General features: G+C 67.3%; 11 protein-coding genes and 1 pseudogene. 4 read left to right on the top strand and 8 right to left on the bottom strand.

Annotation, left to right across the window (positions count from 1 at the left end; all coding sequences use genetic code 11):
* Positions 1-424, top strand: a pseudogene (locus AB7U92_RS11840) (ABC transporter permease); the annotation flags it as partial.
* Between the two features lie 143 nt (positions 425-567).
* Positions 568-3,507: a Tn3 family transposase gene (locus AB7U92_RS11835; RefSeq protein ID WP_428576677.1), complete on the top strand. Its 2,940-nt coding sequence runs from the start codon at positions 568-570 to the stop codon at positions 3,505-3,507.
* 219 nt (positions 3,508-3,726) lie between these two features.
* Here the strand turns inward: AB7U92_RS11835 and AB7U92_RS11830 are convergent, their stop codons facing one another.
* The 6 genes from AB7U92_RS11830 to AB7U92_RS11805 form a co-directional block, all read right to left on the bottom strand.
* The gene (locus tag AB7U92_RS11830; protein ID WP_428576675.1) at positions 3,727-4,413 is read right to left on the bottom strand and encodes an MOSC domain-containing protein; all 687 of its coding nucleotides are present in this window, start codon (positions 4,411-4,413) and stop codon (positions 3,727-3,729) included.
* Positions 4,410-5,108, bottom strand: coding sequence for a glutamine amidotransferase (locus tag AB7U92_RS11825; RefSeq protein WP_428576672.1), 699 nt, complete (start codon positions 5,106-5,108; stop codon positions 4,410-4,412). The genes AB7U92_RS11830 and AB7U92_RS11825 overlap by 4 nt, the downstream gene beginning before the upstream one ends.
* A gap of 34 nt (positions 5,109-5,142) precedes the next feature.
* The gene (locus AB7U92_RS11820) at positions 5,143-5,739 is read right to left on the bottom strand and encodes a peroxiredoxin family protein (protein WP_428576669.1); all 597 of its coding nucleotides are present in this window, start codon (positions 5,737-5,739) and stop codon (positions 5,143-5,145) included.
* Positions 5,740-5,823: 84 nt separating this feature from the next.
* Positions 5,824-6,369: a carboxymuconolactone decarboxylase family protein gene (locus tag AB7U92_RS11815; RefSeq protein WP_428576683.1), complete on the bottom strand. Its 546-nt coding sequence runs from the start codon at positions 6,367-6,369 to the stop codon at positions 5,824-5,826.
* Positions 6,370-6,422: 53 nt separating this feature from the next.
* Positions 6,423-6,656: a hypothetical protein gene (locus AB7U92_RS11810; protein WP_428576666.1), complete on the bottom strand. Its 234-nt coding sequence runs from the start codon at positions 6,654-6,656 to the stop codon at positions 6,423-6,425.
* A gap of 1 nt (position 6,657) precedes the next feature.
* On the bottom strand, positions 6,658-7,323 hold the full coding sequence (locus tag AB7U92_RS11805; protein WP_428576663.1) for a protoglobin domain-containing protein: 666 nt from the start codon (positions 7,321-7,323) through the stop codon (positions 6,658-6,660).
* 138 nt (positions 7,324-7,461) lie between these two features.
* On the opposite strand from AB7U92_RS11805, the gene AB7U92_RS11800 reads away from it, so the two are divergent.
* Positions 7,462-8,304 carry an AraC family transcriptional regulator gene (locus AB7U92_RS11800; protein ID WP_428576680.1) on the top strand — a complete coding sequence of 281 codons (843 nt, stop codon included), beginning with the start codon at positions 7,462-7,464 and terminating at the stop codon, positions 8,302-8,304.
* 172 nt (positions 8,305-8,476) lie between these two features.
* Here the strand turns inward: AB7U92_RS11800 and AB7U92_RS11795 are convergent, their stop codons facing one another.
* Positions 8,477-9,076: an RES family NAD+ phosphorylase gene (locus tag AB7U92_RS11795; protein WP_428576660.1), complete on the bottom strand. Its 600-nt coding sequence runs from the start codon at positions 9,074-9,076 to the stop codon at positions 8,477-8,479.
* A complete protein-coding gene (locus AB7U92_RS11790; protein WP_428576658.1) occupies positions 9,057-9,671 on the bottom strand; it encodes a hypothetical protein in 615 nt (204 codons plus the stop codon). Before AB7U92_RS11790 ends, AB7U92_RS11795 begins: the two co-directional genes overlap by 20 nt.
* A gap of 224 nt (positions 9,672-9,895) precedes the next feature.
* Here AB7U92_RS11790 and AB7U92_RS11785 point away from each other — a divergent pair, with 224 nt between their 5' ends.
* The gene (locus tag AB7U92_RS11785) at positions 9,896-11,581 is read left to right on the top strand and encodes a phage integrase family protein (RefSeq protein WP_428576655.1); all 1,686 of its coding nucleotides are present in this window, start codon (positions 9,896-9,898) and stop codon (positions 11,579-11,581) included.
* Positions 11,582-11,704: the final 123 nt, after the last annotated feature.

The raw sequence follows: 11,704 nt of genomic DNA, 5'->3' as shown, positions 1-11,704 counted from the left end.
GCAGGACACGCAGGGACCTTACGCGGAATCGTCGAGCCTGCGCGACGACGCCGTGCGCAGTGTGCTCGGACTGCCCGGCGTGGCGCGCGCCGCCAACGTGACCTACCTGACGATGCAGGTGCGGCGCACCTCGGTCAGCGGCGTGGCGCCGGCGGGCAGCGGTGATGACGATGTGCGCGCGATGGTGGTTGGCTTCGAGCCCGGCCAGCCGGGCGAGCCGGGCTACCTGGTGGCTGGCCGGCAGATCACGCGCAGCCACTACGAAGCCGTGGCCGACGTGCGCACGGGCTTCACCCTGGGCGAACGCATCCGCATCCGCCGCCACGACTACACGGTCGTCGGACTGACGCGGCGCATGGTGTCGTCGGGGGGCGACCCGATGGTCTTCATCCCGCTGAAGGACGCTCAGGAAGCGCAGTTCCTGGGGTAATCGTATCTTTCCCGCAAATTGACACGGTGGCCGCTGGCCGGGCGGTCGCCGCCCGATGTGGCGCCAGGGCAGGTAGGGATTCGGGCCGCGCCTGACCCAGGTAGATTGGCGGTTTCGACTGCCCGGAGGGTGTCGCCGTGTCCTTCGCCAAGCGCTTCATCGGCGCCGAGACCCTGCCCACCAGGCTGTCGGATTTCGACGTCCAGCAATCGTTCTGCCTGAGTGCCGATGACATCGCCGCGGTCGCCGAGCGGTTTCGCCATGATCGCCGCGTCGCGGCCGCCATTCAGATGCTCTTCCTGCGGGCCAGCGGCCGCCCGATGGACCGGTTCGCATCCGTGCCCAAGACGCTGCTGCGTGCCGTTTGCGAGGCGTTCCAGACCTCGACGGTCAGCATTGCCAGTCTGCGGACCCTGTACGCCCGCCGCCAGACGCTGTACGAACACCAGGCCTGGGCTCGCACGTACCTCGGCCTGCAGGATCTGGACGAGGCCAGTGTCCATCAACTTCAGAAGGTCCTGGCGGTTGCCGCGCTCGAGGCGGCACATCCCGACGACCTCGCCGAAACCGCCCGCATGTGGCTATACGAGCGGCGAATCGTCATCCCTGGTCCTCGCCGCCTGGTGGACTGGGCGCGCGAGGCTTTCGACGCCACCGAAGCGGCCATGGCAGCCACGATCGAGTCCGGAATCGGCAAAGCTGCTCTGCTCAAGGCCATCGACTGGTGCTACGCGCCCCAAGCCGGGCTCGTCGGAACCCGGCTTGAATGGCTCAAGACGCCACCCAAGCGCCACTCACCGAGCACGATGTCGGAGACGCTGGAGAAGATCCGTGCGCTGAAGGAATTGGGCGTGCACGCCTGGCCATTGGACGGCGTGGCCCTGAGCAAACAGCAGGCCTACGCCGCCCACGTCCAGATGCGGCGCCCATCGATGACGGCGCGCATTGAGCGGCAGCGCCAGACGGTCGAGATCACCTGCTTCCTGCGCGTGACCCTGCTGGAGCTGACCGACATGGCGCTGCTGCAGGCGTCACGTCGCAGCCAGGACCTGGTTCGGCGCGCAGCCGAGCGGGTCGAGAAGGGACGCTCGCGCAGTAGCGGCGCCATGATGCAACAGGCCCTCAAGGCAAAGTCGGTGCTCCACGACGAGTCCAAGCCCTGGCGCGATCGCGTGCTCGAAGCCCGCGCCTTGCTGGACGACATCGGCGAGGCTGGCGCCAGCACTTTCGCGTCCCAGGTCCGTAGGGCACTGGCCGAGGACAACCGGCGCGTTCATGCCCACCTGGCGGGCCTTCGCGACATCGAGTTTGCCGGCGCGACAGGCGACCACGGTTACGACCAATGGCAAGCCTGGCAGCGTCTGCAAGCCCTCGGCACCAAGGAGATCCCGCTGGACTTCGAACTGCCGCCGGTGGGCGCGGCATGGAACACGATCGTCAGCGACCTGGACCCGCAGTCCCGGTATCGGGCGTTCGAGGCCAGCACGATGATGGCGTTGCGCAAGAGCCTGCGGCGAGGCAGCGCCTGGGTGAACCATTCGATCAGTTTCCGCCCCCGCGAGTCGATGATGCTGGCTAATGCGGACTGGCGCCGATCGAAGGAGCTGCACCACCAGATCCTCGGCCTGCCCGGCGAGGCCATGACGTTTCTGGAGCCGGTCCTGGCGGGCGTCACTGTCGGACTGGCGGCGCTGGCTGAGGCCGCTGGCCGCGGCCAGATCGAGATCGGCCCCGACAAGCTGCTGCACCTGCCTCCGATTCGACCGATGGACGAGGATGTTGAACCGCGCAAGACCAGGGAGGTCGTCTTCAAGCACATCGGTTCCGTCCAATTGCCGGATCTGCTGCTGGAAGTCGACGCCGCCACGCACTTCAGCGAGGCGCTGCTGGCCCGCCGTCCGTCGTCGAGCAACGAACTGCTGGCCGTGTACGGCGCGCTTCTCGCCCATGGCACCGACCTCGACGCCAAGGGCGTGGGCTCGATGATCCCCGGCATCGACGCAGCGCACATCTCCACCGCGATGCGGGCCGTCGAACTGAGCGGCAGGCTGCGACGGGCCAACGAACGGGTGTCGGAGTACCAGAACGCGCTGCCGATCGCGGCGCTCTGGGGCGATGGCACCAAGGGCTCGGCCGACATGATGGCCCTGGATGCCAGCCGCCATCTGTGGTCCGCCCGGGTGGACCCGCGGCGGCGCACCTATGCCGCGGGCCTGTACACACACGTGCGCGACCGCTGGGGCCTGTTCTACGACCAGCCCATCGTGCTGAACGAGCGCCAGGCCGGCGTGGCGGTTGAAGGCGTCGAGCAGCACAACCGCGCCGACGACCGGATCCGGGTTTCCTTGCTGGCCGTCGATACCCACGGGGTCACGGACGTGGCCATGGCCATCGCCAAGCTCCTGGGCTTTGACCTGTGCCCACGCCTGCGCGACCTGCGCGAGCGAAAGCTGTTCGTGCCCCGGGGCTGGCCGGTGCCGGAGAGCCTTGAGGGCGTCACTGTGCGCCGGGTATCGGTCAAGGCGATCGAGCGCGGCTGGGACGACCTGGTGCGCCTGGCGGCGTCGATTCGGGCGGGCAAAGTGTCCGCGGCGCATGCCATCCACCGGTTGGGGTCGGCAGCGGTCGGCGACCCGCTGCACCGCGCTGCAGAACACCTTGGGCGCCTGCTGCGAACGCTGTTTCTGTGCGACTACCTGGCCATCCCGGACTATCGACGTGAGATCCATACCCTGCTCAACCGGGGCGAATCGGTGCATCAGTTGCAGCGCGCAATCCATGGCGGCCAGGTGGCCCCTGAGCGTGGCCGCCGGCGGCAAGAGATGGCGGCCATTTCCGGCGCGCACGCGCTGCTGACCAACATCGTGCTGGCGTGGAACACGAATCGCATGGACACCGCGGTGGCGCGGCTCAACCGGGATGGCGTCGGCATCGAGGAGGACTGGCTGCGGCGGATTGGCCCGGCGCACTTCTCGCACATCAACTTCCGGGGGACGTTCCGCTTCAACGTCGAGCGGTACGTGGACGTGCTGGTCGAGCGCGCCGCCGAGCGTGGCTCGACCAAGCTTGGCCGGTGAAACCCGCGGCGATGTACCGGACGCCGGCATGTCGGCGATGGGACGGTCACCTGACCTTCAGCGGCGGCCGATCACGGGCGGCCAACGACCCAAAGCGGTCCTCGATAAGGTCCCACTAAGCGTCCGATCAGCTGTTTGCCAGCAACGTCGTACGCCCCGCAGCGCGGCCATCAGCGCTTCTGGAAGGCTGGACCACATAGCGAGTTTGCGATTCGGCACTCAACGCGGACCCCACAAGCGCCGCGACCAGTCCTCCACCTGCGCCGAGTTCAAGCGCTGCTCGAACAGGCGCCGCCAGCTCGGTGGCAGTGGCAGCTGCAACACGGGTTCGACCTGCGCCACGTCAGTCACGCGGTCGCGGATCAGCGCGAGCACCCGAGCCACGCTGAACGCTGGGTGCGGCCGATGCAGAAGCACCAACGGATCGCCGGCGGCGATCTCGCCAGCCTGCTCAACGCGCAAGTACCAGCCGGCGCGCAATGTGTTCTGCACGCGCGCTGCCATGTCGGCGATGCCAAAGCGCAAGTTGAGCTTGAAGCACGGCTGCCGGCCCTGGGACACGACCGTGACCGCGCTGCCGATGCGCCAGTGGTCACCGATGCACACCGCCTCTTCGTCCAGGCCGTCGATGCTCAAGTTCTCGCCGAAGGCACCCGGCGCCTGCCACAACGCACAGCCCGGCAGTTCGGCACGCCACAGAGCGTAGTGGTCCCAGGCATAGCAGTGCAGGGCCTTGTCCTCGCCGCCGTGGACGCGGCGGTCGGCCTGCTCGTCACCGTCCATGCCCAGGGCATGCACCCGCACCGGTCCGGCGACCGGCCGCTTGTCGATGGCGCTGGTGGTGCGGCCCAGCGGCTGCGCGCTGCCGCGCAGGGCGGCGCGCACCGTGGCTTGCGGTGCACTCACAACCGCAGCCGGCTGAACCAGTCGGTCAGCACGGCATCGAGTGACTGCGCCAACCCGGCGCGATGCTGTGCGGCTGCCTGTCGTAATGCGGCGATGTCGATGCCCGCCTGGCGCAACTCGCCGGTGTGGCCGATCAACCATTGCTCCATGCGCGCAGCATCGACTTCGAGATGGAACTGCCAAGCCATTGCATGGTCGCCCACCATGAAGGCTTGATTCGAACAGGTGGGCGTGGTGGCCAGCGTCGCGCATCCCGCAGGCAGATCGAACTGGTCGCCATGCCAGTGCAGTACCGACTGCCCGCCGATGCGCACCAGCGGACTGACAGCGCCTTCGGGCGTGAGCGCAAGCGGCCCGTAGCCGATCTCCTTGCGGCGCATCGGCGCGACGGCTGCGCCCAGCGCGCGCGCCATGAGTTGCGCGCCCAGGCAGATGCCCAGCAGGGGACGGCCGCTGTCGAGGCGTTGGCGGATCACATCGACTTCCTCGGCGAGAAACGGGTACAGCGTGTCCTCGCTTGCGCCGATCGGCCCACCGAGAACGATCAAAAGATCGACCTGCCCGAGGTCGATCTTCCAGATCTCGTCCACACCAGCGTCGTAGATCACGACGCGCCAGCCGCGCCGCTTCAGCCACGGCTCGATCAAACCAAGATCCTCGAACGCGAGGTGGCGAATGGCAACTGCGGTCTTCATCCCGATCTCCTCCTTGTCTTCACCTTGGGCCGGCTCATCGCACATCGGGCTGCGTGCTGCAGCCCGCAGGTTCGCAGACCGCCGGTATGAGTTGTGCAGCGGGCTCGGCGTGCAAGACGCCGGCTGCATCGCCATCGCGCTGCTCGTCAGCGCTGGCAATCAATCGCCCCAGCAGACCGCCCAGCACCAGGTCGTCCAGCTGGCCGAAGTGATGCAGGCACACACGTCCCTGCCGGTCGAGCACCAGGCACGAGGGCGTGCCGCGCAGGCCGTAGCGCGCCATCGTCTGTGAGGGGCCGCCGCGTCCATCGGGTTCGTCCTCGCCAATAGGGAAGGACCAGCGGTACTCGTGGACGAAGACGCGCAAGGCCTCCACCGTCATCACGGCATGGTGCTCGAACACCGTGTGCAGGCCAACCACGGCCAGCTCGGAGGCCGGGAAGGCCTGCCGCACGCGCTCGGCCTGCGGCAGCCCGTAGGCCACGCAGCCCGGGCACAGCATCTGGAAGGCGTGCAGCAGCACGACCCGGCCGCGCAGCGACGACAGCGTGATCGGCGCGGGTGTGTTCAGCCAGGTGGTGACCTGCCAGTCCGGCAGCACCTGGCGTGACTCGATTCTTGCTTTGGACATCATGGCTCCTGACAGGAGGCCGACCCCGGACAGTGCGCGGAGTCGGCCTGTGGGGCGCGCGGCGCGCGCACCTCGGGTGCGCCCTCAGGCGGCGCGGCGCAGCTTCACTTGCGGAAAGTCCACCGGCACGTTCAATGCCACATTGACGTAGTTGGTGAACAGGTTCAGCGCCACGTGGGCCACGATCTCAACAATGCCCTCGTCGGTGAAGCCGGCGTCGCGCAGGCGGTGCACGTCATCGCCATTCACCTGACCGCGCTGCTCGACCAGCTTGAGCGCAAAGCGCAGCGCCGCATCGGTCTTGGGGTCGGCGGCATGGCCCGCCTGCGCCGCCGTCATCTCTTCGGCCGTGGCGCCGGCCTTGCGGCCCAGCACGGTGTGGGCGGACAGGCAGTATTCGCACTGGTTGCGGTCGGCGACGGCGACGGCGATCTGTTCACCCAGCTTGGCCGACAGCGTGCCGCCACCCAGTGCACCGAAGGAGCCCCACATGCTGCGCAGCGCCGCCGGCGAGTTGGCCACGGCGCGGAACATGTTGGGCACGGTGCCGAAGGCTTGCTGAATCTGCGCCAGCACAGCGGCGCGGTCGGCGGTGGTTTGGGTCGAGTCGATCATGGAAACGTGGCTCATGGAGAAATCCTTGGGGGTTGAATGGTGAGTAGAAAAAGAGACCGAGACGGCATTCACAGCACGTGCTCAATGGACGAGTGGTCTTCCAGGCGCATCACCTTGCCGCCGATGACCAACGACGGCAGGCGCGTGACGCCTGCGGCCTGGGCCTCGCGGGCACGGTGCGCGTCGATGCCCAAGTTGACGATCTCCACCGCCAGGCCGGGCGTCGAGGCGAAGCGCTCGGCAATCGACAGGCAGATCGAGCAGCCGTCGTGGTAGAGAACGGTTGTGGACAGGGCAGCCACTTCAGAACTCCCCGTCCTTGATGTAAGGCTGGCTCCACAGGATGCTTTGCATCAACACTGACTTCACCCAGGCGGCGTGCATCTTCTCCACGTCGGCGGCCGATGCGCCCTTCTTTGCCAGGAAGGGTTTGAGCGTGGTGGTGACAGGAATGGTCAACGCCGGGATGTAGCGGAAGTTGATCTGCGCCACGCTCGGCGCATCGTCGGTCTTGTTCTTTTTGACGCGGTTGTGGCGCAGGCCGATTTCGTACTGCCAGTCCAGCCAGCGCTGGTCGTAGTTGGCGTCGGCGGTGTCCAGAATCCACAGCGCGAAGCGCTTTCGCACGGCCTCGAGATACGCCCCATCGGGCTTGCCGGTCTTGGCGTTGCTGAAGAAGTAGACGAGTTCGGGCGTCGAGGCGACGAAGCCGTACCAGACGTCGAGGACGGCATCGGTTTGGTCGGCCAGGATCGCTTTGCTCTGGCGCAGGGCCTTGACATCCTCCTCGGTGAACAGCAGCGAGGCCTGCAGCGCCTTGAGGTCGGCCATCGTGTAGGGCGCCTTGGCCAGCGTGCGCTGGCCGTAGGCGTAGCCCGGCACGGTAGGGCTGGGCTGTTGCTGGGCATGGCTGGCGGGAAGCGTCGTGGCCAGGGCCAGGGCGAGCAGGGCGGGGTTGAAGGGTTTCATCAGGTTCTCCGGGTTGACAAGCGGCTGGCGCCGCTCGGTGATTTGCATCTTCGACGAAGATCCCGGATGATGGGTGTCATGAAGTCCAACAAACATGCCTCATCGTCCAAACTTGGCGACTCCAGGTCGTCCGATTCCGTGGACCGCTTGTCGACGCTGCTGGATCGATTCCACGTCCGAGCCTCGCTGTTCCACACCGGGCCGATGTGCGGCCGCACGACCTTCGACGTCCAGCCGGATCGAGCGTTTCTGCATGTGCTGCGACGTGGCCGCCTGCAGATCGAGCACCCGGCGCATGTCGGCGTACCCAAGCGGGTGGTCGTGGAAGAGCCGACGCTACTGCTCTACCCGCGCGCCGTGCCCCACGCTTTTATCAACCCGCCGCGCGAGGGTTCGGACTTCACCTGCGCCACGCTGCACTTTGACGGCGGCGACCGCAATCCCATCGTGGCGGCGCTGCCGCCACTGGTGCAGGTGCCGCTGGACGCGGTGCCGGGGCTGCGGCCATCACTGGACATGCTGTTTGCAGAAACTGACCGCGTGCGCTGCGGCTCGCGCCTGCTGGCCGACCGCCTGTTCGAGGTTGTGCTGATCCAACTGCTGCGCTGGGTCATCGACCATCCGCAGGCGGTGGGCGTCAGCAGCGGCCTGGTGATGGGCTTGAGCGACCCGCGGCTCGCACGCGCGCTGGTGGCGCTGCACGCCACGCCGCAGGACGACTGGACACTTGTGCGCATGGCCGCCGTGGCCGGCATGTCGCGCAGCGCGTTCGCTGAGATCTTCAAGACCGTGACAGGCACCACGCCTTCGGCCTATCTGACCGACTGGCGCCTCACCCTGGCCTCGACCCTGCTGCGTGCCGGCCGGCCGCAGAAACTGGTGGCGGCAGAGCTGGGGTTTTCGACGGCCTCGTCACTCAGTCGGGCATTCAAGCAGCGCTTTGCGACATCACCGCGCGAGTGGCTCGCGGCCCAATCGTAGAGGCGGGCGGCCTACTTCTGGTCGACCCCGCAAGCAGCAAGTGTGCGGATTCGATCCGTCCGCGACTTCTTCGCGATAGGCGGCTTCTGGCCGAGTGGAGCCGACCGGTTTTCGCCGGCGAACGGCCGGTCTACACCAGGTCGCCGACCTTCGCATTCCGACCGCGACGCCGTCAGACCGCGGTGACGTTGAACCGATTGCAGAGGTCATCGACCTGCCGCGCCTTGAGCTTCTCGGGTCGCAGCTTGTGCAGCCCACTGCGCTCGAAGATGGCGTATGCGAACCCCTTGTTCATCTGCCGCGACACGTACCGGATTCCATCCCAGCGCGGACTCGCACCGTGGATCGCTCGCGCCCAAGCCTGGCTCGCCGTGTAGTCGGCGGATGCACTGATGTCGTTGTTCAGTCCCAGGGCCTTGAGCGCCGCCCCGGTCAGGTCAGCCAATACCAGCGACTTGCGCCGTTCACAGGCAAACCGCACGGCCGAGCGCTCGGTGAGTTCTGCGGCCGGCACCTCGTAGCTGCCTCTGACGAACCGCCCGCATTCATGGATGACGCTCTCCGCGAAAGCTACCTCGATGGTGCTGGCGGTGTAGCAGGTGCCGAACGCGCCGGCACTGCCAGGATCGGGATCGTCAAAACGGTAGACCCCGGTCGACCAGTACGGCTCGGTAGCGGGATACCGGCTCAGCCGCACGAGCGAAGCGACGTCGACCCTGGTCGGTCGAAGCAGATCCTCGAACGAACCGCGATCAGGCAGCCGCAGCGACACGCGAGGCACCTCGCTCGCGCGCCCATGCCGCGGCCAAGCGCTCCACCTTGACCAAGGCAGTCCCCGCCTCCAACGCGGCGGCCACGCTCTTTCCGGCGAGGGAGCCGTGCTCGCGCAGCCAGAACATCAGCTTCTCGCTGGCGCCGAGGTCGCGGAGTGCCCGGCAGATGACTGCCACAGCCTCGCGGTCCATTCCGAGGAATGCCTGCGGGTAGTAAAGCCGATTGCCGACCTTCACCGCGAAGATCTCACCCCGGTCTGCGGCCGGCGCCAAAGCCTGACGTGTGAGCCCCCAGGCTTGCGCGAGTTGCTCACCGGGCACGACGAGGCCATCCTTGACCCACTGAACACGCGCAGCCTCGCCGCGCGCGGTGGCGCCCGCCAGGCCGCCGCTGGCCTGAGCATGCAGGGTATCCGCGGCGGGAGCGTCGGCATGCGCGCCCCGGGCTCGAACACCCCGTGTCCTCGGCAGTTGGAGCCCCTGCTTGCTGACCGCAGAGCGAAGAGTGCCGAGGTCTTCGCTGAGGCGCCCAACGGTGGCCTCAAGCCGCGCGATGCGTCGCAGCAGGACGGGTGTGCTGAGATCGGTGCTCATGGGCGGATTCTACGCAAATCCAGCCAACAGAGCAAATGCGGCAAACGAAGATTGCCCGCAACGTCGACAGGTGACGGCCGCAGTGATTCCCCCGCTCGTGCTGGCCAGGGTCGGGCCAGGCCCGAACCCGGCGGTGCAAGCGTGGGGTGAGGGGGGCTTTGTCAAAGCTATACCGATAACTAACCTTAGCGGCATAGCCATGCCAGTGGCGTAAACTTCCTGCGGTGAGAACGGGCCTGTCCGTATCCGCAACGCCGGTGTCGCTGCCTGACGCGGCGTCGCTTGCTGCACTGCGCGCCTGGCACGAGGGTCTGTCGTCGAGGGATGCGGTGTCGCGGTACCTCGGAGGAGCTCGGGCGGCCGGCCAATCGTCGCGCGGCGTCATCGGGGCCATCCGTCGTGAAATCGCGGCCTTCGCCAGGTCGCGCCACCGGGACGACCTGGCCAAGCTCCTCACCGGACCTGCCCGCAAAGGCGCCGCGGCCGCCCGCGCCATGGCTGCCGCCATCGATCAGCTCCGAAGCGCAGCCGTCCCGGTTCCCCTGATCGGCGACGGCGTCGACCTCTGGCTCGAGCCTCGCGTCACCGCAGTGCTGCGCCAGGCCGGCATCAAGACCTTGGCAGACCTCACGCTTCGAGTACCGCGCCGCAGGCGTTGGTGGGTCGACATCGACGGCCTCGGTGCCGCCGGTGCGCGTCAGATCGAGGCCTTCTTCGCCGAGCATGCAGACCTGACCGACCGTGCTCGCACTTTGCTGGTCACCACGGCGACATCTGCGCTGGTTCCCTGGGAGAAGCTCGTCATTCCACGCGAGGTCGACGGCAGCATGGGCCTGCATCGTGCGCCGCGAGCGTCATGCGTCCTGCGGGCTAACAACGACTACGAGGCGGTCCAGGCTTGGCTGTCGCTGCACGAAGCACCTGCAACGCAGCGGGCCTACCGCAAGGAAGCCGAGCGGCTGATCCTGTGGGCCATCGTCGAGCGCGGCGTGGCGCTGTCCTCTCTGGCCACCGAGGACGCCGTGGCGTATCGGGCCTTCTTGCGGCAACCCTCACCGAGAGGGCGTTGGGTGGGGCCGGCGGCGCCGCGCACCTCCGCCGAGTGGCGGCCGTTCGCAGGGGGCCTCTCCACGCGCTCGAGGGCCTATTCACTGTCCGTGTTGAGCTCGATGTTCCGGTGGCTGATCGAGCAGCGGTACGTGCTGGCCAACCCCTTCGCCGGCATCAAGGTCCGCGGTGCCAGGCAGGCGACACTGGACACGACGAGATCTTTCTCCGAGGGGGAGTGGCGGCTCGTGAGGACTGTCGCCGAAGGCCTGGAGTGGTCATACGGTTGGCAGCCGGGTGCCGCCCAAAGGCTTCGCTTCCTGATCGACTTCAGCTACAGCACAGGGCTGCGTGCTGGCGAACTGGTACACGCCACGCTGGGATCCATCGAGGTCGACGCGCACGGCGATACCTGGCTGCACGTGGTCGGCAAAGGCAGCAAGGCCGGCAAGGTGGTGCTGCCAGGGCTGGCGCGTGGAGTTCTGGACCGGCACCTTGCTCAGCGGGGCCTCCCCGTGACGCCAGCGAAGTGGAACCCCACCACGCCGTTGCTCGGCAGTCTTGATGAAGAGATCGGCATCACGTCCAAGCGGCTGTGGGCGATCGTGAAGAGGTTCTTCGCCACGACGGCCGATGTCCTGGGCGACACGAACCCGGCTCTGGCCGAGAAGCTGCGGCGGGCCACGCCGCACTGGATGCGCCACACGCACGCAACCCATGCGCTACAGCGAGGCGCCGAGCTGACGACAGTGCGAGACAACTTGCGGCACGCTTCCTTGTCGACCACGTCCATGTACCTGCACTCGGACGATGTTCGCCGGGCGAAGCAGATCGGTGGGGCGTTCGAGGCGCCGGTGGTGTGATCGGCTGCGGCAGGTCGAAGCGTGTCAATCTGCACCGAAAGCACAAGGGGTCCGCGACGGCCGGTTTTGCAAGTGGTTGTCGCGCCTATAGTTTTTGTGGGCCAGCGTGTCAATCTGCAGGAA

Source organism: Piscinibacter sp. (assembly GCF_050175855.1).
Taxonomy (GTDB): Bacteria; Pseudomonadota; Gammaproteobacteria; order Burkholderiales; family Burkholderiaceae_C; genus Piscinibacter.
This window is presented reverse-complemented; position numbering and strand designations above follow the sequence as displayed.

Coding starts and splice junctions, on each gene's coding strand:
- AB7U92_RS11825 (WP_428576672.1), bottom strand. CDS start 5,108: ATGAAGACCGCAGTTGCCATTCGCCACCTCGCGTTCGAGGATCTTGGT.
- AB7U92_RS11790 (WP_428576658.1), bottom strand. CDS start 9,671: ATGAGCACCGATCTCAGCACACCCGTCCTGCTGCGACGCATCGCGCGG.
- AB7U92_RS11805 (WP_428576663.1), bottom strand. CDS start 7,323: ATGAAACCCTTCAACCCCGCCCTGCTCGCCCTGGCCCTGGCCACGACG.
- AB7U92_RS11815 (WP_428576683.1), bottom strand. CDS start 6,369: ATGAGCCACGTTTCCATGATCGACTCGACCCAAACCACCGCCGACCGC.
- AB7U92_RS11820 (WP_428576669.1), bottom strand. CDS start 5,739: ATGTCCAAAGCAAGAATCGAGTCACGCCAGGTGCTGCCGGACTGGCAG.